22 protein-coding genes are annotated in these 24,606 nt (G+C 62.1%); 21 read left to right on the top strand and 1 reads right to left on the bottom strand.

The window, feature by feature from the left end; translation table 11 throughout:
* Positions 1 to 32 precede the first annotated feature (32 nt).
* The 3 genes from lafT to ACB030_RS12085 are packed head-to-tail and all read left to right on the top strand — an operon-like array spanning position 33 to position 2,282.
* The gene (gene lafT / locus ACB030_RS12095; RefSeq protein ID WP_371160056.1) at positions 33 to 890 is read left to right on the top strand and encodes a lateral flagellar motor stator protein LafT; all 858 of its coding nucleotides are present in this window, start codon (positions 33 to 35) and stop codon (positions 888 to 890) included.
* Entirely contained in the window at positions 890 to 1,837 is a 948-nt protein-coding gene (gene lafU / locus ACB030_RS12090) for a lateral flagellar motor protein LafU (protein ID WP_371160054.1), read from the top strand. The genes lafT and lafU overlap by 1 nt, the downstream gene beginning before the upstream one ends.
* Positions 1,824 to 2,282: a hypothetical protein gene (locus ACB030_RS12085; protein WP_371160052.1), complete on the top strand. Its 459-nt coding sequence runs from the start codon at positions 1,824 to 1,826 to the stop codon at positions 2,280 to 2,282. Before lafU ends, ACB030_RS12085 begins: the two co-directional genes overlap by 14 nt.
* On the opposite strand, the gene ACB030_RS12080 is transcribed toward ACB030_RS12085, so the two are convergent.
* A complete protein-coding gene (locus tag ACB030_RS12080; protein ID WP_371160160.1) occupies positions 2,218 to 3,072 on the bottom strand; it encodes a lytic transglycosylase domain-containing protein in 855 nt (284 codons plus the stop codon). The genes ACB030_RS12085 and ACB030_RS12080 overlap by 65 nt on opposite strands.
* 255 nt (positions 3,073 to 3,327) lie before the next feature.
* Here ACB030_RS12080 and ACB030_RS12075 point away from each other — a divergent pair, with 255 nt between their 5' ends.
* From ACB030_RS12075 to secA, 18 genes are all read left to right on the top strand, one after another.
* On the top strand, positions 3,328 to 3,624 hold the full coding sequence (locus ACB030_RS12075) for a hypothetical protein (RefSeq protein ID WP_371160050.1): 297 nt from the start codon (positions 3,328 to 3,330) through the stop codon (positions 3,622 to 3,624).
* 238 nt (positions 3,625 to 3,862) lie between these two features.
* Entirely contained in the window at positions 3,863 to 4,321 is a 459-nt protein-coding gene (mraZ, locus tag ACB030_RS12070; RefSeq protein ID WP_005332092.1) for a division/cell wall cluster transcriptional repressor MraZ, read from the top strand.
* Positions 4,322 to 5,260 (top strand): 16S rRNA (cytosine(1402)-N(4))-methyltransferase RsmH, encoded by a 939-nt coding sequence (gene rsmH, locus ACB030_RS12065; protein ID WP_371160047.1) that lies wholly within the window; start codon positions 4,322 to 4,324, stop codon positions 5,258 to 5,260.
* Between the two features lie 3 nt (positions 5,261 to 5,263).
* Complete coding sequence (ftsL, locus tag ACB030_RS12060; RefSeq protein WP_205642586.1) at positions 5,264 to 5,578, top strand: cell division protein FtsL; 315 nt, start codon at positions 5,264 to 5,266, stop codon at positions 5,576 to 5,578.
* Entirely contained in the window at positions 5,575 to 7,341 is a 1,767-nt protein-coding gene (locus ACB030_RS12055; protein WP_106885645.1) for a penicillin-binding transpeptidase domain-containing protein, read from the top strand. The genes ftsL and ACB030_RS12055 overlap by 4 nt, the downstream gene beginning before the upstream one ends.
* 101 nt (positions 7,342 to 7,442) lie before the next feature.
* Positions 7,443 to 8,930, top strand: a complete 1,488-nt coding sequence (murE, locus tag ACB030_RS12050) for a UDP-N-acetylmuramoyl-L-alanyl-D-glutamate--2,6-diaminopimelate ligase (protein ID WP_371160044.1) — start codon at positions 7,443 to 7,445, stop codon at positions 8,928 to 8,930.
* Positions 8,927 to 10,282 carry a UDP-N-acetylmuramoyl-tripeptide--D-alanyl-D-alanine ligase gene (gene murF, locus ACB030_RS12045; RefSeq protein ID WP_371160042.1) on the top strand — a complete coding sequence of 452 codons (1,356 nt, stop codon included), beginning with the start codon at positions 8,927 to 8,929 and terminating at the stop codon, positions 10,280 to 10,282. Before murE ends, murF begins: the two co-directional genes overlap by 4 nt.
* Positions 10,276 to 11,358 carry a phospho-N-acetylmuramoyl-pentapeptide-transferase gene (mraY, locus tag ACB030_RS12040; RefSeq protein ID WP_005332102.1) on the top strand — a complete coding sequence of 361 codons (1,083 nt, stop codon included), beginning with the start codon at positions 10,276 to 10,278 and terminating at the stop codon, positions 11,356 to 11,358. Before murF ends, mraY begins: the two co-directional genes overlap by 7 nt.
* A 3-nt stretch (positions 11,359 to 11,361) precedes the next feature.
* The gene (gene murD / locus ACB030_RS12035) at positions 11,362 to 12,645 is read left to right on the top strand and encodes a UDP-N-acetylmuramoyl-L-alanine--D-glutamate ligase (protein ID WP_371160039.1); all 1,284 of its coding nucleotides are present in this window, start codon (positions 11,362 to 11,364) and stop codon (positions 12,643 to 12,645) included.
* Positions 12,642 to 13,826, top strand: a complete 1,185-nt coding sequence (ftsW, locus tag ACB030_RS12030) for a cell division protein FtsW (protein WP_371160037.1) — start codon at positions 12,642 to 12,644, stop codon at positions 13,824 to 13,826. Before murD ends, ftsW begins: the two co-directional genes overlap by 4 nt.
* Positions 13,823 to 14,908, top strand: a complete 1,086-nt coding sequence (murG, locus tag ACB030_RS12025; protein ID WP_371160035.1) for an undecaprenyldiphospho-muramoylpentapeptide beta-N-acetylglucosaminyltransferase — start codon at positions 13,823 to 13,825, stop codon at positions 14,906 to 14,908. Before ftsW ends, murG begins: the two co-directional genes overlap by 4 nt.
* A gap of 94 nt (positions 14,909 to 15,002) precedes the next feature.
* Positions 15,003 to 16,457 (top strand): UDP-N-acetylmuramate--L-alanine ligase, encoded by a 1,455-nt coding sequence (gene murC, locus ACB030_RS12020; RefSeq protein WP_371160033.1) that lies wholly within the window; start codon positions 15,003 to 15,005, stop codon positions 16,455 to 16,457.
* 97 nt (positions 16,458 to 16,554) lie between these two features.
* Entirely contained in the window at positions 16,555 to 17,307 is a 753-nt protein-coding gene (locus ACB030_RS12015; RefSeq protein WP_025328455.1) for a cell division protein FtsQ/DivIB, read from the top strand.
* Positions 17,288 to 18,547: a cell division protein FtsA gene (ftsA, locus tag ACB030_RS12010; RefSeq protein ID WP_025328454.1), complete on the top strand. Its 1,260-nt coding sequence runs from the start codon at positions 17,288 to 17,290 to the stop codon at positions 18,545 to 18,547. The genes ACB030_RS12015 and ftsA overlap by 20 nt, the downstream gene beginning before the upstream one ends.
* A 39-nt stretch (positions 18,548 to 18,586) precedes the next feature.
* Positions 18,587 to 19,738, top strand: coding sequence for a cell division protein FtsZ (gene ftsZ / locus ACB030_RS12005; RefSeq protein WP_005305686.1), 1,152 nt, complete (start codon positions 18,587 to 18,589; stop codon positions 19,736 to 19,738).
* Between the two features lie 101 nt (positions 19,739 to 19,839).
* Positions 19,840 to 20,763 (top strand): UDP-3-O-acyl-N-acetylglucosamine deacetylase, encoded by a 924-nt coding sequence (gene lpxC, locus ACB030_RS12000; protein ID WP_042649033.1) that lies wholly within the window; start codon positions 19,840 to 19,842, stop codon positions 20,761 to 20,763.
* 140 nt (positions 20,764 to 20,903) lie between these two features.
* The gene (locus ACB030_RS11995) at positions 20,904 to 21,809 is read left to right on the top strand and encodes a peptidoglycan DD-metalloendopeptidase family protein (RefSeq protein WP_371160030.1); all 906 of its coding nucleotides are present in this window, start codon (positions 20,904 to 20,906) and stop codon (positions 21,807 to 21,809) included.
* 57 nt (positions 21,810 to 21,866) lie between these two features.
* Positions 21,867 to 24,587: a preprotein translocase subunit SecA gene (gene secA, locus ACB030_RS11990; RefSeq protein WP_371160028.1), complete on the top strand. Its 2,721-nt coding sequence runs from the start codon at positions 21,867 to 21,869 to the stop codon at positions 24,585 to 24,587.
* Positions 24,588 to 24,606 lie beyond the last annotated feature (19 nt).

Below are 24,606 nucleotides of genomic sequence, written 5' to 3'. Positions count from 1 at the left end.
GGGGAGTCTTGTTGAATTCTGCGGGAGCATCCATGCAAAAACAGATCGGTCTTGGTGTCATTTTCATTTGTGTGCTTGGCGGCTTCATGATGGCCGGGGGGCGGCCCATCGCCCTGTGGCAGCCCGCCGAGCTCATCATCATCATAGGCGCCGCGGTCGGCTCCATGTTTCTTGGTAACTCGAAAGAGGTGATGCATGAGATGTGGCGCCAGATGAAGCAGTGCTTCAAGTCCAACAAGGATGAGAAAGAGATCTACCGCGAGCTGCTGACCCTGATGCACCAACTGCTGGAAGAGACCCGCAGCAAGGGGATGAAGGCGCTGGATGAGCACATCGAGAACCCGCAGCAGAGCTCCGTCTTCCTCATGTATCCCCAGGTGTCGGAAGATCCGCAACTGCTCGGCTTCATCATCGACAACTTGCGTCTGCTCGGCATGGGCAAGATCACCCCCCATGAGCTCGACACCATACTGGAGCAGGAGATCATGGCCATCGAAGAGGACATGCTCAAGCCGTCCCACGCCCTGCACAAGACGGGGGAGGCCTGCCCCGGTTTCGGGATCCTCGCGGCCGTGATGGGGATCATCATCACCATGCAGCAGCTCGACGGCCCCCTCAGCAATATCGGGGTGCACGTGGCAGCTGCCCTGGTGGGCACCTTCATCGGCATCTTCCTCTGCTACTGCCTGCTGGAGCCCATCAGCAATGCTATGGAGGAGATGGTCAAGCGCCGCATCGGGATGCTGATGTGCATCAAGTCGATCCTGATCGCCCAACTGCGAGGCAAGACGCCGCTGCTCTCCGTCGACTCCGGCCGCAAGATGCTGGAGCCCGATGTGAAACCCAGCTTCCTTGAACTGGAAGACTGGGTGACCAACAGGGCCATGTAATGCGCAATCACGAGCAGATCATCATCAAGCGCCAGCAGCGGCGCAGCAGTGGCCCCAAGGGGGGCGGGGCATGGAAGGTCGCCTTCGCCGATTTCACCCTGGCGATGATGGCTTTCTTCATGGTGCTCTGGATCCTGGCCGTCTCCAGCCAGGAGGAGCGCGAGGCGGTGGCCAGCCGTCTGCGTGACTACAGCATCATGGACAGCGAGGCCAATCCCTTCGATATCCGCAACAGCCCCTATCCGGTGGATCTCGGCGGCAATCCCTCGGTGCTGGAAGAGTTGAGTCCGCAGTTTGTGGAAAAGGGGCAGCGCATGCCCAGACACATGGAGCGCAATCGCAGCATCTTCACCGACGGCGCACAGGGGGGTTACGAGAACCTGCTGGTGGGCAAGATCGAGGGAGAGATGCAGATGAAGCAGCTGGCCGGTTTCATCGGATCCATGGCGGACCAGATGCAGGCCAGGAACAACCTGGAGCTGCAACTGGTGCCCCAGGGACTTCGCATCCTGATCCGCGATGATGACGAACGCGAGATGTACAGCCGTGGCAGCGCCCGCATCAGCCCCTACTTCCGCCATCTGCTGATGGCGCTTGCGCCTATCTTCCAGCGCGTGGAGAACCGGGTCATGATCTCCGGTCACACCGACAGCACACCCTTTGCCGGTGACAACTACAGCAACTGGGAGCTCTCCTCCGATCGCGCCATGATGGCGAGACGGGTCCTGCTCGCCGGCGGCATGCCCCCCGAGCGGGTGGGTCAGGTGGTCGCCATGTCGGACACCATGCTGGACAACACCGCCGACCCCAGAGGCAGCCAGAACCGTCGCATCGAACTGCTGGTGATGACGACTCAGGCGGAGAAGAGCCTGGAGCAGCTGTTCAGTGCTCAAACCCAAGCCGCCACCCAGCAAGCCAAGGATGCCATTGCCCATGGGAACCCCTGATCTCGAACTGCCGGAAGTGACCCCGTTCAACGATCCCAGGCGCAAGGTACCCCGCTGGTATCTGCACGATGGCACCACGCCGCTGGAGTCCCAGAGCTGCGGCATCGCGGCCCGGCTCATGGTGTCGGGCCTGCTGTTTGACAAGCGCATCGGTCGGGCGGTGATCAAGGACATAGGGCCGGGCGGCGTCGGCTTCCTGGCCCCGGCCCGCTTCGTGCTGCCCGACACCGTCAGCCTGTCATTGTCGCCGCAGATAGTGCTGGAGTGCCGGATCACCCACCGCAGGGTGATAGGCCAGTATCTCAGTTTCTACGGTGCGCGCTGGGCCGATCCCGAGTCCGTCGATCTCGCCCCCGTGCTCAGCCACTGGCGCCACTGCTTCATGGCGCCAGCAGAGGGCGCGTCTGCTCCAATCCCAGTGGATCCGGCAACCGCTCAAGAGTGATCCCCCCTCGTCCCATGTCCAGTCCACTTGCCGGCTGCAACAGCAGGGGGTCGTGCAGGCTCTCCAGCGACACGGCGCGCGCCATCAGTGGCCGCTCACTCGGCCGGTTGTCCGTGGGGGCCTTGCCCAACCCATAGACGATGGGGCAGTCGCTCACCCCCTGGACCTCGGGCAATCGCCAGGCCGGATTCCACCGGCTGGCCTCGTTCATGGACACTCCGCGAGCCATGGCCCAACTCAGCAAGGAGCAGTCACCCGGCTGCCGCCACACCCGAATGCTCTCTCCCTCCTGCCAGGATGGCAGCAGAAATTGATGGTGCGCCGCCCTGTCCAGCAGCTGGGAGAGGGCGATGAAACGTGCCACATAGAGGCGCGTCTCGGTCGGCAATTGAAGCTCCCACAGATTGCGCGTCCCTGCCTTGAGCACCGCCTTGAGTACCCTCCCTTCTCCCGCGTTATAGGCCGCCAGGGCCAGCAGCCAGTCCCGCCCGAAGAACTGATACAACCATCCGAGATAGGAGAGCGCGGCCTCCGTTGCCAGGGGCAGGGAATAACGGCCATCGAAGCTGGCCGTCATGGGGACGGAGAAACGGGCTGCCGTGTCGGGCATCAGTTGCCAGGGGCCGGCGGCACCGGCAGAGGAGACCACGTCCAGCCGATAGCTGCTCTCGATCAGGGGAAGGAAGGCCAGCATGGCAGGGAGCTTGCGTGCGCTGACCTCTTGTTCCACCCAGCGGATCATGGGTTGTGACTGGGTGATCCTGGTCTGCAGGTGGCTGCGTTGCTGCAGCAGAAACCGGGTCTGCTGAGTGACCAGTTCGGCTCCCGTGCCGCCGATGGGGGTAGGAAAGCCCGCCTGCCAATGATACTTATCGTAGGCGTGGCCATTGGCACTGATCAGCAGAGACAAACCGGTGAGAAGGCGAAGTGACAATTTGATAAAAAAGGGCATTGCCTGGCGGGTAAATGATAAAAACACGATGTATCTCAACAGTTTTTGACAATATCTGTCGACTGTTCATGTGGTATCCAGGACGTGATAAGCATGATAACACGAGTAAAAAAGACCCCAAAGGCGGGCAGGGCGATTCAGAAATTTCTGCTTTATCTGATCCTCGTTAATTTTGGTTTGATGTGGCTCTATGTCATGTATGCCGATGAGCTGACATTTGGTTCCAACCTCCTGCTGACTTTTCTTCTGATCCTCTATAACCTGCTGCTCTGCCAGCTGGTGGTGCTGCGTGCCCGGCGGGCAGGAGACGGTTACATCATCTATCCCGTGGTGGGGGTGAGCATTATTCTGTGCACCGTCGTGCTGTTTCGTTTCATCATTTCACCCTGAAACCGATTATTTATGGCCCCCAAGTGATTGGATAAATTTAATTCGATCATGAATAACTTGTGGAAAATCAACTCATTTAATCTTTAGCCTCCCCGCGCTGCGTCAATATGTTCCCCATGCCCGAGATCCTTGCTTGAAAAGCCCCCTGCTCGTCCTTAAACTTCATGGTGGAGAAAAGTGGATCAAAGTGGTTTTATTGGGCAATTTGCCTCCATAACTCACCTTCGGGGACTGCAATTTGTTGCGTGGCGCTCACGCCATCAGCCTGGACAGCAAAGGGCGACTGGCGATTCCGACCAAATATCGAGATTGGCTGCGCTCCGAGCGCGACGGCCAGCTGGTCTGCACCATCGACATAGCCCACCCCTGTCTGCTGCTTTACCCCCTGAGTGAATGGGAAGAGATAGAGCGCAAGCTCAAGACCCTTTCCAGTACCAATCCGGCGGAACGCCGCCTGCAGCGCATGCTGCTCGGACACGCAACCGAGTGCGAGCTGGACGGCAATGGCCGTCTGCTGCTGAGCCAGCCACTGCGTAGCCACGCCGGGCTGGACAAGAAGATCATGCTGGTGGGCCAGCTCAACAAGTTTGAGTTGTGGGATGAAGCCCGCTGGCAACAACAGATCAATGACGACATCCTGGGCCTGCCCGAGGACGACTGGGCAAGCTCACCACGACTACAGGATTTTTCTTTATAAATGACCCAAGCCGCTGAACACATCACAGTGCTGTTGCACGAAGCCGTCGAAGGGCTGGCCATCAAGCCGGACGGTATCTACGTCGACGGTACCTTTGGCCGGGGTGGTCACTCTCGTCTCATTCTCCAGCAGCTCGGTCCGCAGGGGCGACTGATCGCCATCGACCGGGATCCCCAGGCCATTGCCGAGGCGGCCAAGATCCAGGATCCCCGCTTCGAGATAGTGCACGGTCCCTTCTCCGGCATCACCACCTACCTGAGCGATCGCGGCCTGCTGGGCAAAGTCGACGGCTTCCTGCTGGATCTGGGGGTCTCTTCTCCCCAGCTCGACGACGCCGAGCGCGGCTTCAGCTTCATGAAAGACGGCCCCCTCGACATGCGGATGGACCCGACCACGGGTCAGAGCGCTGCGCAGTGGCTGGCCAAGGCCGATGTGGACGACATCGCCTGGGTGCTTAAGACCTTCGGCGAGGAGCGCTTTGCCAAGAAGATTGCCCGTGCGATTGTCCATGACCGCGTCACCGAACCCTATGTGCGCACCCGCCAGCTGGCGGAGATGATTGCCCGGGTCAACCCGAGCAAGGAGAAGGGCAAGCATGCGGCGACCCGCAGCTTCCAGGCCATCCGCATCTACATCAACAGCGAGCTGGACGAGATCGAAACCGCGCTGAACGGTGCCCTGCAGGCGCTGGCGACCGATGGCCGCCTCTCCGTCATCAGCTTCCACTCCCTGGAAGACCGTCTGGTCAAGCACTTCATCCGCAAGCACGAGAAGGGGCCGGAAGTGCCCCATGGCATCCCGTTGACCGAGGCGCAGCTGGCCGGCGGCCGCAAGCTGAAGTCGGTCGGCAAGGCGCTCAAACCTTCCGAACATGAAGTCACCGAAAACACCCGATCCCGCAGCTCGGTGCTGCGAGTCGCCCAGCGTCTGGCGGATTGAGTCATGAGCGAGGGACGCATTCATCTGTCCAGGGAGATCATCGGTGATCTCTGGCGCCACAAGTTGCAGGTCGTGCTGACCCTGGCCGTGCTGATCACCGCCTTTGCGGTGATCCTGGTGACCAACATGACCCGGGGGCTGACGGCCAAGCAGAATGACCTGATGGCGGAAGAGGACAGGCTCAACATCGAGTGGCGGCACCTGCTGCTGGAGCAGGGCACCCTGGCCGAACACTCCCGTGTCGCGAGTCTGGCCATGGATAAATTGCAGATGGCTCGCCCGCTGGTGACCACCGAGAAGGTAATTACACAACCATGACACGCAAGGCCGCCACCAAGGCTCCGGCAAAGGACAAAGCCAAGGCTAAAGCTCCGTCACTCTATCCGTGGCGCTTTCGCACCCTGGTGTTTTTCATCGGGATTGCGTTTGCCGGCCTGATCCTGCGGCTGGCCTGGATCCAGGTGATTGATCCGGACAGGCTGCGTCAGGAGGGGGACATGCGCTCCCTGCGCACCACCTCCACCCAGGCGGTGCGCGGCATGATCACCGACCGCAACGGCGAACAGCTGGCGGTCTCGGTGCCGGTCGAGGCGGTCTGGGCCGATCCCAAGACGGTGCACGAGTCCGGCGCCATCCACAACGAGCGCGCCTGGCTGGCGCTCTCCGCCGTGCTCAAGCTCGACATCAACACCCTCAAGCACCGCATCTCCAACCCGAGCAAGCGCTTCGTCTATCTGCAGCGTCAGGTCACCCCTGCCGTGGCGGAATACATCAAGGGTTTGAAGCTGGGGGGTATCTACCTGCGCCCCGAGGCGCGCCGTTTCTACCCGACCGGCGAGATCAGCGCCCACCTGGTGGGGGTGACCAACATCGACGGCAGCGGCATCGAGGGGATAGAGCGCAGCTACAACGAATGGCTGACCGCGACCCCGGGCGAGATGCGGGTGCGCAAGGACAGGCAGGGCAGGGTCATCGAGCGGCTCGGGCTGGTCAAGGAGGGCAAGCACGCCAACGATCTGCAACTGAGCATCGATCAACGGGTGCAGGCGCTGGCCTACCGTGCCCTCAAGCGCGCCACCGACGAGAACAAGGCCACCTCCGGCTCCATGGTGATGCTGGACGTCAAGACCGGCGAAGTGCTCGCCATGGTCAACACCCCCTCCTACAACCCGAACAACCGTGGCCAGTATCAGAGCTTCAGGGTACGCAACCGGGTGGTGACGGACACCTATGAGCCGGGTTCGACCGTCAAGCCCCTGATCCTGCTCAGTGCCCTGCAGGCGGGCGTCACCAGCTGGAAGGACACCATACCCGGTGGTCCCCTGTTCATCGGGGCCAAGCAGATCCGCGATGTGAGCATTCACAAGGCGACCAACCTGTACGACATACTGCGCTACTCCTCCAACATCGGCATGTCGCGCATCGCGCTGCGGATGCCGGCTCAGGAGATGATCAACACCCTCAGCATGGTCGGTTTCGGCATGGATACCGGCAGTGGTCTGATGGGGGAGAGCGGCGGCATGTTGCCCCAGCGCCGCCGCTGGTCCGACATCGAGCGGGCGACCCTGTCGTTCGGCTATGGCCTGCGGGTCACCCCGCTGCAGCTGGCTTCCGCCTACGCGACCCTGGCCAACAAGGGCAAGCGGGTGCCGCTTTCCATCATCAAGGTGACCACGCCGCCCAAGGGTGAGCAAGTCATCGACCACAACAACGCCACCGCCATGCTGCAGGCGCTGGAGTACGTGGTGAGCAATGCCATTCCCAAGGCGCAGATCCCGGGTTACCGGGTCGGCGGCAAGAGTGGTACCGCCAAGGTCGCCGTCGCCGGTGGCTACGGCAAGGATTACATGGCCTGGTTTGCCGGTTTCGCCCCGGCCAGCAACCCCCGCTTCGTCATGGTGGTGGTGATCAACGAGCCCAAGGGCGATGCCTATTACGGCGGTGCCGTGGCGACCCCGCCATTCGCCGAGGCCATGGGGGGGGTGCTGCAGCTCTTCAACATTCGTCCCGACGCCATCCCCCCCGAGGTGCCGGCGAAGCTTGCCCGTACGGAGGCCGCCCATGGCGCTCCTCGTACCTGACAGGCATCCGCGTTTCTCTGTCGACCCCGCGACTGTCGGGGTGTTTTCCATGGCGCCGCATTCCCTGAGCGCCTGCATTCCTGCCCATTCGGAGGCTTCCCATGTTGCCGCCCCGCGCACTTGATCAACTCATGAGCCATTTTGGCATCCATGCCCCGGCGCTCGCGCTCACCGACATCCAGCTCGACAGCCGGCGAGTCGGGCCCGGTTCTCTCTTCGTGGCAATCCGGGGCCACCAGATGGATGGCAGGCGTTTCATCGAACAGGCGGTGGCTCAGGGAGCGACCGCCGTCCTGTTTGAGGAGGATGGGGAATTCGTGGCCCCCGCCACCTCGATCCCCTGTTTCGGGCTCAAGGATCTGCCCGCTCGCCTCTCCGAACTGGCTGGCCATTTCTATGACCATCCGGCGCAGAAGCTGCAGCTGGTGGGCATCACCGGCACCAACGGCAAGAGCACCACGGCCCTGCTGGTCGCCAACTGGCGCACCCTGCTGGGAGGCAAGGCCGGGGTGATGGGCACCATAGGCAACGGCCTGTTTGGCAATCTGATCGAAGCGGAGAACACCACAGGCAGCGCCGTCCAGGTGCAGGCCAATCTGGCCGCGCTGCAACAGCAGGGGGCGGATCTGGTGGCGATGGAAGTCTCCAGCCATGGTCTGGTGCAGCACAGGGTGGCGGCCCTGCCGTTTTCCGCGGCCGTGTTCACCAACCTGAGCCGGGATCACCTCGACTATCACGGCACCATGGAGGCCTATGGCGCCGCCAAGGAGGAGTTGCTGAAACTGGTGGACGAGCCCTGCGCCGTCATCAATGCCGACGACCGTCTGGGGCGCCAGTGGCTGGCAGCCTACCCCGCTGCGGTGGCCTTCGGCGTGCATGGTCCGATTGAAAACCATGTCGGGCGACAGTTGACGGCGCAGGATCCCCATTTCCACCAACAAGGATTTGACACGCGCATTAACTCCAGCTGGGGGAATGGTGTATTATCCGCCCCCTTGCTCGGCCGCTTCAACGTCAGCAATGTGCTGGCCGCCATGGGCGCCATGCTGGTACTGGGTTATGACTTCGATGCACTGCTGGCCAGTGCCCCGAAACTGCAACCCGTGACTGGTCGCATGGAGTGCTTCGGTGGTGGCAAGGCGCCGCTGGCGGTGGTCGATTATGCCCATACCCCGGATGCGCTGGAGAAGGCATTGCAGGCCCTGCGGGTGCACTGCGAAGGCCGGCTCTGGTGCCTGGTGGGCTGTGGTGGCGACAGGGATCGTGGCAAGCGGCCCATGATGGCCGCCATGGCGGAGCAACATGCGGACTGCGTGATCCTGACCGACGACAATCCCCGTACCGAGGCGCCGGAGCAGATCATGGCGGACATGGTGGCGGGCCTTCGCGATCCTGCTGCCGTGCAGATCGAACACGACAGGGTCAAGGCGATCCGGCTGGCCCTCAGTCAGGCGAGCAAGCAGGACATCATCCTGGTGGCCGGTAAGGGCCACGAGGATTATCAGATCATTGGAACCGACAAGCGGCACTACAGCGACCGGGAAACCGTCGCGGCCGCCTTGCACACATTAATGGAGTCATTCAGATGATGACCCTCAGGCTTGCCGACCTGGCGCAGGTGCTCGATGCCCGTCTGATCGGCGGCGATCTCGAGATCACGGCAGTCAGTACCGACACCCGCACCCTGGGCAAGGGGGCGCTGTTCGTCGCGCTGCGTGGCGAGCGTTTCGACGCCCACGATTTCTGCGACCAAGCCCTGGCCGCCGGGGCCTCTGCCCTGCTGGTGGAGCGCGAGCTGCCCCTGGCCATACCGCAACTGGTGGTGGCCGATACCCTCAAGGGACTGGGTCGCCTCGGCAAGCTGGTGCGCGAGCGCATCAACCCCAAAGTGCTGGCCATCACCGGCAGCTGTGGCAAGACCACGGTGAAGGAGATGGCAACCGCCATCCTGCGCGGTGAGGGGGAGGTGCTGGCCACCGCCGGCAACTTCAACAATGAAGTGGGGGTGCCGCTCACCCTGCTGCGCCTCGAGGCGCAGCACCAGTTTGCGGTGATGGAGCTGGGTGCCAACCACCCGGGGGAGATCGCCTGGACCACCTCCCTGGCCCGGCCCGATGCCGCCATCATCAACAACGTGGCCGCCGCCCATCTGGAAGGCTTCGGCTCCCTGGAAGGGGTGTTCCACGCCAAGAGCGAGATTTTCCAGGGCCTGGGCGAGGGTGGCACCGCCATCGTCAATGCCGACAACGAGTTCTGGCCGAAGTGGCGCGAACGCGGCATTCAGTGCGCCTTCTCCCTCGAGGATCAGAGTCAGCCCTTCCATGCCCGCGACATAGCGCTCAACGGGCAGGGCTGCGCCGAATTCGTGATGGTGACCCCGCAAGGAGAGTTGACCCTGACCCTGGCCATTCCGGGCCGCCACAACGTGGCCAATGCCCTGGCCGCGGCCGCCGGTACGCTGGCGCTGGGCGCCTCGCTTGCCTCCGTCAAGGCGGGGCTGGAGCAGATGTCGCCGGTCAAGGGCCGCTTCTGCGTGCAACGCTGGGGGGGTCTCACCCTGGTGGATGACACCTACAACGCCAGCGTGGAGTCCGTGCTGGCGGGCATCGATGCCCTGACCGCCATGGGCGGCTACAAGGTGCTGGTGTTCGGTGACATGAAGGAGTTGGGTGAGGAGTCCGCTGCCCAGCACGCCCGGGTCGGACACCACGCCCGCGAGCAGGGCCTCGACGCCGTGCTGACGGTAGGGGAACAGAGTCGTCACACCGCAGATGCCGCGGCGGGTCGACATTTCGATAACAAGGCGTCGTTGTTTGAAGTGCTTGCGCAAATGATAAATACACATCAAGAAATCTCGATCCTGGTCAAGGGTGCCCGCGGTTCCCGCATGGAAGATATCGTCAAGATGGTCGTTGACCGTCAGGAGTCAGCCACATGCTAGTCTGGCTGGCGGAACTGCTCACCCCGCACTTCACCTTCTTCAACGTCTTCTCCTACCTGACGTTCCGCGCCATCCTGTCGATTATCACCGGTCTGGTGGTGGCGCTCTGGATGGGGCCGCGTCTCATCCGTCGCCTGCAGATCCTGAAATTCGGTCAGGTGATCCGCAACGACGGCCCAGAGTCTCACCTCAGCAAGAAGGGCACCCCGACCATGGGGGGGCTGATGATCATTGCGGCCATTTTCATTTCCGTGCTGCTCTGGAGCCGCCTCGACAACCCCTATGTCTGGCTGGTGCTGTTCGTGCTCGGTGCCTACGGCGCCATCGGCTTTGCCGACGACTACCTCAAGGTGGTGCGCAAGAATACCGATGGCCTGATCGCCCGCTGGAAGTACTTCTGGCAGTCGGCGGTCGCCCTGGCCGTGGCGGTGTTCCTCTATGCTACCGCGACCCATGATGGCCAGACTCAGCTGGTGGTGCCCTTCCTCAAGGATGTGATGCCGCAGCTCGGTCTGATGTTCATCGTGCTGACCTACTTCGTCATCGTCGGTACCTCCAACGCGGTCAACCTGACCGACGGTCTGGATGGTCTGGCCATCATGCCGACAGTGATGGTGGCGGGGGGCTTCGCCTTTGTCGCCTGGGCCACCGGCAACGTGAACTTCGCCAACTACCTGCACATTCCCTACGTGCCCTATACCTCCGAGCTGGTGATCGTCTGTACCGCCATCGTCGGCGCGGGTCTGGGCTTCCTCTGGTTCAACACCTATCCGGCCCAGGTCTTTATGGGGGATGTAGGATCGTTAGCATTGGGCGGCGCGCTCGGCACCATAGCCGTGCTGGTGCGCCAGGAGTTCCTGCTGGTGATCATGGGGGGCGTCTTCGTGATGGAGACGGTCTCGGTGATCCTGCAGGTGGGGTCCTACAAGCTGCGCGGCGTGCGCATCTTCCGCATGGCGCCCATCCATCACCACTATGAGAAGAAGGGCTGGCCGGAGCCGCGCGTCATAGTGCGCTTCTGGATCATCACCCTCATGCTGGTGCTGCTCGGCCTCGCCACCCTGAAGGTGAGGTAAGCCATGGTCATCATCATAGGACTCGGCAAAACCGGACTCTCCTGCGTCGACTACTTCCTCGGTCGTGGTGTCACGCCCCTGGTGATGGATACCCGCGCCAATCCCCCGGGCAAGGAGCAACTGCCCCCCGAGGTGGAGCTGATTCACGGGCTGGACGGCGATCTGCTCAAGCAGGCGCACATGATAGTGGCGAGCCCGGGTATCGCCCTGGCGACCCCCGAGCTGAAGGCCGCGGCCGAGTTCGGGGTGCGCATCGTCGGCGACATCGAGCTGTTTGTGCGCGAGACCCAGAGCCCCGTCATTGCCATCACAGGCTCCAACGGCAAGAGCACGGTCACTACCCTGGTGGGTGAGATGATTGCCGAGGCGGGCCTCAAGGTGGGCGTCGGTGGCAACATAGGCACCCCGGCGCTGGAGCTGCTCAAGCAGCCGATGGATCTCTGCGTGCTGGAGCTCTCCAGCTTCCAGCTCGAGACCACTTACAGCCTGCGTGCCGCCGCCTCCGTGGTGCTGAACCTCAGTGAGGATCATATGGATCGCTATGAGGGCATGGCGGATTACCGCGCCGCCAAGCAGGAGATCCATCAGCACTCCCAGCACATCCTGGTCAACCGGGACGATCCCCAGACCCTGCCCGACGTGGGTCAGGTGTGGCAGAGCTTCGGGCTGGATTGCAACGGCTACGGCCGCTGCGAGCTGGCGGGTCGCCACTGGCTGACCCTGCACGGGGAGCCGCTGCTCCCCGTGGACGAGATGAAGATAGTCGGTGCCCACAATCAGGCCAACGCCCTGGCGGCCATGGCCCTGTGCGACGCGGTCGGCATTCCCCGCGAGCCGCAACTCGCCGTGCTGCGCCGCTTCGAAGGCCTGCCCCACCGTGCCCGCTTCGTGCGGGAGGTGAACGGGGTGCGCTGGATCAACGACTCCAAGGCCACCAACGTGGGGGCTACTCTGGCTGCCGTGGCCGGGGTGCGCGAGTCGGTAAAGGGGCGCCTGCTGCTGCTGGCCGGTGGTCAGGGCAAGGGGCAGGATTTCGGTCCGGTACAGGCGCTGCTCGGCAACCAGATCGATCACATGTATTGCTTCGGCCAGGATGCGGACATATTGCTCGCCCTGGGTGAACAGACCGAACGGGTGGCCGACTTGGCCGCTGCGGTCGCCAAGGCGGCGGCCGATGCTAAACCCGGTGACTGGGTGCTGCTGGCACCGGCCTGCGCCAGCCTGGATCAATTCAAGTCGTTCGAGGCCCGTGGCGATCGCTTTACCGAACTGGTGATGACGCTATGAACGCCCTTGGCGCCGTCGCAGGCTTCTTGCAGCGCTGGTTGTTGCCGGCGCGTCCCGCCGGTCTCTACGACAGACAGCTGGTGGTGCTGGCGCTGGCGCTGATGTCGGTGGGCCTGGTGATCGTGGCCTCCGCCTCCATTCCAGAAGGGATTGCCCTCGGCGATGACCCCTTCATGTTCGTGAAGCGGCATGGCCTCTTCCTGGTGATGGCGCTCGGCATCTCCTGGTTCGTGCTGCAGGTGCCCATGGCGCGCTGGCAGCAGTACAACGGCCCCATGCTGCTGCTCGCCATAGTGATGCTGGTGCTGGTGCTGCTGGTGGGGCGCAGCGTCAACGGTTCGGTGCGCTGGTTGCCGCTCGGCCCTTTCAACCTGCAGCCGGCGGAATTCGGCAAGCTGGCGCTGTTCGTCTATCTGGCGGGCTATCTGGTACGCCGCCAGAGCGAGGTGCGCGAACGCTTCATCGGCTTCATGAAACCCATGGCGGTGCTGTTCGTGGTGGCCACCTTGCTGCTGGCCCAGCCCGACCTGGGATCCGTGGTGGTGATGTTCGTCACCTCCCTCGGGATGCTGTTCCTGGCGGGGGCCCGCATGGTGCAGTTCATCGGTCTCATCCTGGTGGGGGTGAGCGCCGTGGTGACCCTGATCATCGCAGAGCCCTACCGGATGCGGCGGGTCACCTCCTTCCTGGATCCCTGGGCCGATCCCTTCGGCAGCGGCTATCAGCTGACCCAGTCCCTGATGGCGTTCGGCCGTGGCAGCTGGTTTGGCGAGGGGCTAGGCAACTCCATCCAGAAGATGGAGTACCTGCCGGAGGCCCACACCGACTTCGTGTTTGCGATCCTCGGCGAAGAGCTGGGCTATGTGGGGGTGCTGGGCGCGCTCTTCCTCATCTTCGCGCTGGCGTTCAAGGCGCTCAAGCTGGGGCACCAGGCGCTGGTGGCCGAGCGGCTGTATGAAGGCTATCTGGCCATCGGCATCGGCATCTGGTTCAGTTTCCAGACCTTCGTCAACGTCGGTGCCGCCAGCGGCATGATGCCGACCAAGGGGCTGACCCTGCCGCTGGTCAGCTACGGTGGTTCCAGTCTCATCATCATGATGGTGGCGGTGAGCATGTTGATTCGTATCGATTTCGAGTTGCGCCAGGCCAGTGCCCAGGCGCGTGTGCGGGAGGTTTCGTGAGCAAGACGTTACTGGTGATGGCGGGTGGTACCGGGGGTCATGTGTTCCCCGGGCTGGCCGTGGCCGATCGCCTCAAGGCCCAGGGCTGGACCATTCACTGGCTCGGTACCGCCGACCGGATGGAGGCCGAGCTGGTGCCCGCCCACGGTTACCCCATCTCCTTCATCGACATTCAGGGGGTGCGTGGCAACGGCATCAAGCGGCTGCTGGTCGCCCCCTATCGCATCGTCAAATCCGTGTTGCAGGCGCGCCGCGTGCTCAAGACCATACGGCCCGACGTGGTGCTCGGCATGGGCGGCTTTGCCTCAGGCCCGGGTGGTGTGGCGGCCTGGCTCTCCGGTATTCCCTTGCTGCTGCACGAGCAGAACGCGGCGGCCGGTATGACCAACAAGCTGCTGGCGCGCCTTGCCAAGCGGGTGCTGATGGCCTTCCCCGGCGCCTTTGCGCCGAGTGCCCGCACCGCAGTGGTGGGCAATCCGGTGCGCCCCGAAGTGGTGGCCCTGCCGGATCCAGTGCTGCGCAGCGGAGCCGAGCCGCTGCGCCTGCTGATCGTCGGTGGCAGCCTGGGTGCCCGGGTGCTCAACGAGCAGGTGCCGCCAGCGGTGGCGGCGGCTGGCGTACCCATCGCAGTGCGCCATCAGTGCGGCAAGGGCAACCGGGAGGCTGTCGCGCAGGCCTATGCCGAGCGGGGCGTCGAGGCCGAGGTGAGCGAGTTTATCAAGGACATGGCCGATGCCTACGCCTGGGCCGATCTGGTGGTGTGCCGCGCCGGGGCCCTGACGGTCTCCGAAGTGGCTGCCGCCGGTGTGGCTGCCATCTTCGTGCCGCTGCCCCATGCGGTGGATGATCACCAGACCCGCAACGCCCTGACCCTGGTCGACGGCGGGGCGGCCGAGTTCCTGCCCCAGTCCGAGCTGACCCCGGCCTCATTGGCCGCGCGCCTCTCCTGGCTCGCCGGGCGCAGGGAAACCCTGTTGAACATGGCCCAGGCCGCGCGCCGCGTCGCCATCATAGATGCCGCCGAGCGGGTGGCCGATGAGTGCAAGCGGCTCGCCAGTGGGCAGAGCGAGAAAGCATGTTGAGCAAGATTGCACAGGCCAGGCCGTGCAGTCTTGTCCCCGTATTTATTGATGCCGCCGAGCGCAAATCGCTGACGGCAGACTTGAAGAGAGATCTATGACCAAGGTTGAACTGGCAAAACTGCGTACTGTGATCCCCGAAATGCGCCGCGTGCGTCGCATCCATTTCATCGGCATAGGTGGTGCCGGTATGGGTGGGATCGCCGAGGTGCTTGCCAACGAGGGCTACCAGATTTCCGGCTCCGATCTGTCCCGCAATGCGGTGACCGAGCGGCTGGGGTCCCTGGGCGCCCATATCTTCGTGGGACACAGTGCCGAGCACGTGAACGAGGCGAGCGTGGTGGTGGTCTCCACCGCCATCAAGCAGGACAACCCCGAGTTGCTGGCTGCCCGCGAGCTGCGCATTCCCGTGGTGCGCCGTGCCGAGATGCTGGCCGAGCTGATGCGCTTCCGCCACGGGGTTGCCGTCGCAGGTACCCATGGCAAGACCACCACTACCAGCCTGGTGGCGAGCATCTATGCCGAAGCCGACCGTGACCCGACCTTCGTCATCGGCGGCCTGCTCAACAGCGCCGGCACCAATGCCCGCCTGGGCAGCAGCCGCTACCTGATCGCCGAAGCGGACGAGAGCGACGCCTCCTTCCTGCATCTGCAACCCATGGTCTCCATCGTGACCAACATCGAAGCGGATCACATGGACACCTATGGCGGCGACTTCTCCAGGCTCAAGGCTACCTTCATCGACTTCCTGCACAACCTGCCGTTCTACGGTCTGGCCGTGGTGTGTGTGGACGACCCGGTGATCCGTGGCATGCTGCCGGAGATCGCTCGCCCGACCATCACCTACGGCCTTTCCGAAGATGCCGACGTGCAGGTGCTGGACTTCGTGCAGACCAGCAACCGCAGCCGCTTCCGGGTGCGTCGCAAGGATGCCGGCGAGCTGACCGTCACCCTGAATCTGCCGGGCATCCACAATGCGCTCAACGCCGCCGCCGCCATCGCGGTCGCGACCGAAGACGGCATTGGCGACGAGGCCATCATCCAGGCGCTCGCCAAGTTTGAAGGGGTGGGTCGCCGCTTCCAGCAATATGGCGAGTTCGAGACCGGCCGTGGCAAGGCCATGCTGGTGGATGACTACGGTCACCACCCGAGCGAAGTCAAGGTGACCATCAATGCCGCCCGCGCCGGCTGGCCCGAGAAGCGTCTGGTTATGGTGTTCCAGCCGCACCGTTACAGTCGGACCCGGGATCTCTACGAAGATTTCGCCGACGTGCTCTCCAAGGTGGATGTGCTGGTGATGCTGGAGGTGTATGCCGCCGGTGAAGAGCCGATCCCGGGCGCCGATGGCCGTGCCCTGTGCCGCTCCATCCGCTCTCGCGGCACCCTGGAACCCATCTTTGTCGCAACCCCTGACGATGTGCCGGCCGTGCTGGCGGATCTTATCGGCGAGGGGGATCTGGTGCTGACTCAGGGCGCCGGTAACGTCGGGGCACTGGCCCGCCGTCTCGGTGAGATGAAATTGAGCGTGGATAGCATGAAATCCGGTGCCTGAGGGCCCAATGAGTATTTTGACCGCCAAGCCGGCGCCTATATAATGGCGAGCCGGTCTGCAAGTGGCCGGCATGGCGCGTTATACGGGGATAGATCGGGTGGAGGCAAGGGCACAAGGGCGCACCAAGGGGGGCTTCATCGCCGGGGTGGCATTTTTCATCCTGGTCATGTGGGGGCTCTACCAGACTGCGCTGGATGTTAAAGACTGGCTGACGGATGCCAGTCGGTTGCCCATGAGCGAGCTGTTGCTGCAGGGGCAACACGAATATTTGAAAGCCGATGAGTTGCGCGCCGCCGTGCTGGATGGCGCCGAGTTGCGCAACTTCTTCGAGTTGGATGTGAACGAATTGCAGGGGCGGTTGAACGCCCTGCCCTGGGTGGCCCAGGTCTCGGTACGCAAGAAGTGGCCGAACAAGATCAAGGTCTACCTCACCGAACAGGCGGTGGCGGCACGCTGGAACGGCAACCGCTTCGTCAACACCAAGGGTGAGGTGTTCAGTGCACCGGACAGGGTGAAGAAACCCCTGATGCAGTTGTCTGGGCCCGATGATCAGGCCGCCAAGGTGCTGGAAGCCAGCCATCAGTACGAGACGCTGCTGGCGGCCAAGGGGTACAAGTTGTTGGGGGTGAATCTGACCCCTCGCCATGCCTGGGAACTGACCCTGGATGGCAACATTCAGCTGTTCGTGGGGCGCTCGGATATCGCGCTTCGCCTGCAGCGGTTTATCGATGCCTTTCCGGTCATCGAACCCCGTGAGCGGGTTGCTTACGTGGATCTTCGATACGACACCGGGATGGCAGTTGGCTGGAAGAAAAGCGAAGAGAAAGTGAATGACCAACACCGCAGATAGAAATTTGATTGTCGGACTGGATATCGGCACGACCAAGGTGGCGGTACTGGTTGGCGAAGTATTGCCCGATGGCGAACTCAATGTCATCGGCATGGGCAGCCACGCTTCTCGCGGGATGGAGAAGGGCGGGGTCAATGACCTCGACTCCGTGGTCAAGTCCCTGCGCCGTGCGGTGGAAGAGGCCGAGATGATGGCCGACTGCCAGATAAGTTCCGTCTATCTGGGGCTGTCCGGCAAGCACATCGATTGCCGCAACGAGACTGGCATGGTGCCCATCTCCGATGAAGAGGTGACCCAGGAGGACGTGGACAACGTCATCCACACCGCCAAGTCGGTGCGACTGTCCGACGAACTGCGGGTGCTGCACGTGCTGCCCCAGGAGTTTGCCATCGACTATCAGGAAGGCATCAAGAATCCGGTCGGTCTCTCCGGTGTGCGGATGGCGGCCAAGGTGCACCTGATCACCTGCCACAACGACATGGCTCGCAACATCGAGAAATGTGTGGAGAAGGTAGGTCTACGGGTGGATCAGCTGATCTTTTCGGCGCTGGCTTCCAGCTATGCCGTGCTGACCGAAGACGAGAAGGAGCTGGGTGTCTGCGTGGTGGACATTGGTGGCGGTACCATGGACATGTCGCTGTTTACCGGCGGTGCCCTGCGCCACACCAAGGTGATCCCCTACGCCGGCAGCACTGTGACCAGCGACATCGCCTACGCCTTCGGCACGCCGCCGCTGGACGCCGAAGCGATCAAGGTGCGCTACGGTTGCGCCCTCGGTCGCCTGGTCAGCAAGGAAGACAATATTGAAGTCCCCAGTGTCGGCGGTCGTCCGGCGCGCAGCCTGCAACGGCAGACACTGGCTGAAGTGATTGAACCCCGTTACACGGAATTGCTCTCCATGGTGAATGACGAGCTGGTACGGGTGCAGAGCGAATTGAAGGCACAGGGGGTCAAGCATCAGCTGGCGGCCGGTGTGGTATTGACCGGTGGCGCGGCCCAGATCGAAGGCATTGTGGAGTGCGCAGAGCAGATCTTCCAGAGCCAGGTCCGGGTGGGCGAACCCATGAACATTCGGGGATTGAGCGATTACGTGCAGGCACCTGTGTACTCGACCGCGGTCGGGCTGCTGCAGTACGGCCGTACCAATCAATCCACCGGCAGTAGCAAGGAATATGCCGCCAAGGCAAGCGTAGGTGGGCTGGTCAAACGGGTCAGCAACTGGTTGCGTGGCGAGTTCTAAAGATTTTGCGTCAGTCAGCAAATAAAGCGGAGAGACAACATGTTTGAATTTATGGATAGCCACACTGACGAAGCCGTCATCAAGGTGATAGGTGTGGGTGGCGGCGGCGGAAACGCAGTCGAGCACATGGTTCGTCAAAACATCGAGGGTGTTGAGTTCATTACCGTCAACACCGACGCCCAGGCACTGCGCAACTCCAGTGCCAACACGACTCTGCAGATCGGCGGTGGCATCACCAAGGGTCTGGGAGCCGGAGCCAATCCGGAAGTGGGCCGTGATGCCGCCATGGAAGACAGGGAAGCGCTGCGTGAGCTGCTGACCGGTTCAGACATGGTCTTCATCGCCGCCGGTATGGGCGGTGGTACAGGTACGGGTGCCGCACCTATCGTGGCCGAAGTGGCCCGCGAGATGGGTATCCTGACCGTCGCCGTGGTGACCAAGCCGTTCTCCTTCGAAGGGAAGAAGCGGATGGGCTTCGCCGCTCACGGCATCGAGGAGCTGTCCAAGAACGTCGACTCCCTGATCACCATCCCCAACGACAAGTTGCTGAAGGTGCTGGGTCGTGGCATCTCCCTGCTGGACGCCTTCAAGGCGGCCAACGATGTGCTGCTGGGTGCGGTACAGGGCATTGCCGAGCTGATCACCCGTCCGGGTTTGATCAACGTCGACTTCGCGGACGTGCGTACCGTGATGCGTGAAATGGGTACCGCCATGATGGGTACCGGTTCCGCCTCCGGTGATGACCGTGCCGAAGAAGCGGCCGAGAAGGCCATCTCCAGCCCGCTGCTGGAAGACGTGGATCTGGCCGGTGCCCGTGGCATCCTGGTCAACATCACCGCCGGCATGGACATGACCATCGAAGAGTTCGAAACCGTGGGTAATGCGGTCAAGGCCTTCGCCTCCGAGAACGCCACCGTGGTGGTGGGTACCGTAATCGACCCGGAAATGCACGACGAACTGCGTGTGACCGTGGTGGCCACCGGTATCGGTGCCGAGCGCAAGCCCGACATCACGCTGGTCAAGAACAACATGGTACAAGAGCGTCCGGCCCGTCAGCCCCTGATCAGCGAAGCCCTGCAGTCTCGCGTGATGGAAGAGGCCCCGGCCAAGGTGGTGAACGCCGAGCCGCAAGCTCGTCGCGAACCGGATTATCTCGATATTCCTGCGTTCCTGCGCAAGCAAGCTGACTAAGCCTCATATGGCCTCGGTTTGTTTGTTGCTTAAGGATTGTGCTAAGATGGCCGCGCAACGACCATCTGGTCAGGAATTTGAGCTGTTAAGCGGATACGCCCATGATTAGACAAAGAACCTTGAAAACGAGTGTCCAGGCCACCGGTGTGGGCCTGCATTCGGGCCGGAAAGTCACAATGACGTTCCGTCCGGCGCCTGTTAACACAGGGATCGTTTACTTGCGTACCGATCTGAATCCTGTGGTCGCGCTGCCAGCCAACGCCGATCAGGTGCGTGATACCGTGCTTTGTACCGCTCTGGTAAACGAAGCCGGTGTCCGCGTGTCAACCATCGAACACCTCTCTGCCGCCCTGGCCGGGATGGGGATCGACAACCTCTATGTCGAGGTTGATGCCCCCGAGATCCCGGTGATGGATGGCAGCGCGCACCCGTTCATCTACCTGCTGCAAGAAGTGGGTATACGTGAGCAGAATGCGCCCAAGCAGTTCGTGCGGATCAAGCAGAGCGTGCGGGTTGAAGACGGCGACAAGTGGGCGGAATTCCACCCCTATCGCAACGGCTTCAAGATGGATCTCGAGATCGATTTCCAGCATCCGGTATTTGAAGGCCGCAACCAGCGTTGCGTGCTGGACTTCTCCGGTGCCTCTTTCGTGAAAGAGATCAGCCGTGCCCGTACCTTCGGCTTCATGCGCGACATCGAGTACCTGCGTTCCCAGAACCTGGCCCTGGGCGGAAGCCTGGAAAATGCCGTGGTGCTGGACGACTATCGGGTGCTGAACGAAGATGGTCTGCGTTACGAGGACGAGTTCGTCAAGCACAAGATGCTGGATGCCATCGGTGACCTCTATATGTGCAACCGCAGCATCATAGGTGAATTCCGAGCCTACAAGACGGGCCATGCCCTGAACAACAAACTGCTGCGTGCCTTGCTGGCCAAGCAGGAGGCCTGGGAACTGGTGACCTTCGAGGCGGAGGGCGACAAAGCGCCCATCGCTTACTACGATAACGGTCTGGTTCTGGCCTGATAGCTGTGCAACAGGACGTCGGTCATCTCTCCGCACCGACGTCCTGTCATTTGTTTATTCCATCCTTTAATACCGATTATCTCCCGGTTTTATTGCCCGTGCAGGCTCCTGGCCTCACCTGACCGAGAAGACAGATTTCTATGAGCATTACCCTGATCCTCAACGGTAAGCAGCGCCGCAAGTTGCACTTACCCAAACAACGTCTGGCCTGGGTCGGCGGTATCCTCTTCACTGTATTGGCACTGAGTGGTGGTTGGCTCTGGCAGAGCTGGCACCAGAAAATGGAGGCGCTGGAAGTCGCGCTGGCCATGGCCGAACAGCAAAAATCCACGCAAGGGGCCGATGAAGCCCGTGAACAGCTTGCCATGCTGGCCGCCCAGGTGGGTACCATGCAGGGGCAGCTCGGTCGCCTCAACGCGCTCGGCGAGCGTCTGACCGAGAAGGCAGACCTCGATCCCGACGAGTTCAATTTCAAGGAGCTGCCCCCCATGGGTGGCCCTTCCTATGACGAAGAGCTGGAAGTGAGCCTGGGCGAGCTGCAAGCCTCCATGAAACACCTCAGCCAGCAGCTCGGCAGCCGTGAAGAACAGCTGTCGGTACTTGAATCTTTCATCATCAATCACCATATCACCGATGCCGGTTTCATCTCGGGTTCACCGGTGAAGCAGGAGCGAGTCTGGATCTCCTCCGGGTTCGGTGGACGGGTTGACCCGTTCAACGGTCGCGCCAAGATGCACAAGGGGGTGGATTTTCGTGGCAAGCCCGGCACTCCCATCCTGGCGACCGGCAAGGGGATCATCAGCTGGGCAGGCCGCCACCCGCAATTTGGCAATATGGTGGAGATAGACCATGGCAATGGTCTGGTGACCCGTTATGCCCACAACTCCAAGTTGTTGGTGGATGTGGGCACCCTGGTCGATGAGGGCCAGAAGATTGCCTTGATGGGGCGTACCGGTCGCGCGACCGGGGTCCATCTGCATTACGAAGTGTTGAAAGATGGTCGTCAGGTCAACCCCGCGCGCTTTCTGAATGCCAGACGGGGTTAGGTTTTTTCTTCAGGTTCCAGTGACGGAACGCTTATATAACCAAAACAGTTGGTACACATGATTAGCACACTGCTCACCAAGATTATCGGCAGCCGGAACGACAGAACGCTCAAGGCTTTGCGCAAAATTGTAAAACAGATCAATGCGATGGAGCCTCAGTTTGAGGCCTTGTCCGATGGCGAGCTGCAGGCGAAGACCGCCGAGTACCGTCAGCGCCTGGAGCAGGGTGAGACCCTGGAGCAGCTGTTGCCGGAAGCGTTCGCCACGGTGCGCGAGGCGTCCCGCCGGGTGTTCGGTATGCGTCACTTCGACGTGCAGCTGATCGGCGGCATGGTGCTGAACTCCAACCGCATCGCCGAGATGAAGACGGGTGAAGGCAAGACCCTCACCGCGACGCTGCCGGCCTATCTGAACGCGCTGACCGGCCGCGGTGTGCACGTAGTGACGGTGAACGACTATCTGGCCAAGCGTGATGCGGAGGCGAACCGCCCGCTGTTCACCTTCCTCGGCATGACGGTCGACTGCAACGTACCCGGCATGGATGCGTCCCAGAAGCGCGACGCCTACGCCGCCGACATCACCTACGGTACCAACAACGAATTCGGTTTCGACTACCTGCGCGACAACATGGCGTTCTCGCCGGAGCAGCGCGTGCAGCGCCCGCTCAACTACGCGCTGGTGGATGAGGTGGATTCGGTGCTCATCGATGAGGCCCGTACTCCGCTCATCATCTCGGGTCCGGCGGAAGACAGCTCCGCCATGTATACCCAGATCAACAAGCTGATCCCGCTGCTGGTCAAGCAGGACAAGGAAGACTCGGAAGAGTATACCGGCGACGGCCACTACACTGTGGACGAGAAGAACCGCCAGGCGCTGCTGACCGAAAACGGCCAGATCTTCGTGGAAGAGCTGCTCAAGAAAGAGGGGCTGCTGGCGGAAGAGGACTCGCTGTTCTCCGCCACCAACATCAGCCTGCTGCACCACGTCAATGCCGGTCTGCGTGCCCATACCCTGTTTGAACGCAACGTCGACTACATAGTCCAGAAGGACGAGATCGTCATCGTCGACGAGCACACCGGCCGTACCATGCCGGGTCGTCGCTGGTCTGACGGCCTGCACCAGGCGGTCGAGGCGAAGGAAGGGGTCAAGATCCAGAACGAGAACCAGACCCTGGCCTCCATCACCTTCCAGAACTACTTCCGTCTGTATGACAAGCTGGCGGGGATGACCGGGACTGCGGATACCGAAGCCTTTGAATTCCAGCAGATCTATGGCCTGGATACCGTGGTTATCCCGACCAACAAGCCGATGGTGCGCAAGGACATGGGCGATCTGGTCTACCTGACCGCCCAAGAAAAGTACGCCGCCATCGTCGAAGACATCCGTGGCTGCGTCGAGCGTGGTCAGCCGGTGCTGGTCGGTACCGTCTCCATCGAGAACTCCGAGCTGCTGTCCGGCATCCTGACGAAGGAGAACATCCCGCACAAGGTGCTGAACGCCAAGTTCCACGCCATGGAAGCGGAAATCGTCGCCCAGGCCGGTCAGACTGGCGCCGTCACCATAGCCACCAACATGGCCGGTCGTGGTACCGACATTGTGCTGGGGGGCAACTGGCAGGCCGAGATCGCCGCGCTGGAGAACCCGACCAGCGAGCAGATTGCCGAGCTGAAAGCGGCCTGGCAGGTGCGTCACGACGCCGTGCTGGCCTCTGGCGGTCTGCACATTATCGGTACCGAGCGCCACGAATCCCGCCGTATCGACAACCAGCTGCGCGGCCGTTCCGGCCGTCAGGGTGACCCGGGCTCCTCCCGCTTCTATCTCTCCATGGAAGATACCCTGATGCGGATCTTCGCCTCCGATCGCGTGACCGGCATGATGAAGAAGTTGGGCATGGAAGAGGGCGAGGCCATAGAGCACCCTTGGGTGACCAAGGCCATCGAGAACGCCCAGCGCAAGGTGGAAGGTCGCAACTTCGATATCCGTAAAAACCTGCTCGAATTCGATGACGTGGCGAACGACCAGCGCAAGGTGGTCTACGAGCAGCGCAACGAGCTGCTGGACACCAACGACATCTCCGACACCATCCACGTCATCCGTGACGACGTCTATGGCAGCGTGATCGACGAGTACATTCCGCCCCAGTCCCTGGAAGAGATGTGGGACGTGCCGGGTCTGGAAGCGCGCCTGAAGTCCGATTTCGCGCTGGACCTGCCGCTGCAGCAGTGGCTGGCGGAAGACGACAAGCTGTATGAAGAGAAGCTGCGCGAGCGCATCCTGGAAGAAGCCACCAAGCTCTACGCCCACAAGGAGGAGCTGGTCGGCAAGGACGTATTGCGCAACTTCGAGAAGGCGGTGATGCTGCAGACCCTGGATGGCCTCTGGAAGGAGCATCTGGCGGCCATGGATCACCTGCGCCAGGGCATCCATCTGCGCGGCTATGCCCAGAAGAACCCCAAGCAGGAGTACAAGCGCGAGTCCTTCGATCTGTTCACCCAGATGCTGGAAACCCTCAAGCGCGACGTGGTCAGCATCCTGAGCCGGGTACAGGTCCAGGAGCGCGACGTGGAGGCGATGGAAGAGCAGCAGCGCCAGCAGGCGGAAGCGGCTCCCCGTACCTATACCCATGCCGCCGCCGAGAACCAGCTGGCCGACGAGGAGACCCAGGCCGACGCGGCGCCGGTGACCTTCGTGCGCGACGAGCAGAAGGTGGGTCGCAACGATCCCTGCCCCTGCGGATCCGGCAAGAAGTACAAGCATTGTCACGGTCAGTTGACCTGAGTGACCTAATGCCATGACA

It is taken from the genome of Aeromonas sp. S16(2024) (assembly GCF_041403065.1).
Classification (GTDB): Bacteria; Pseudomonadota; Gammaproteobacteria; order Enterobacterales; family Aeromonadaceae; genus Aeromonas.
The sequence above is the reverse complement of the archived record's forward strand: the minus strand, read 5'-3'. Positions and strand labels throughout refer to the sequence as shown.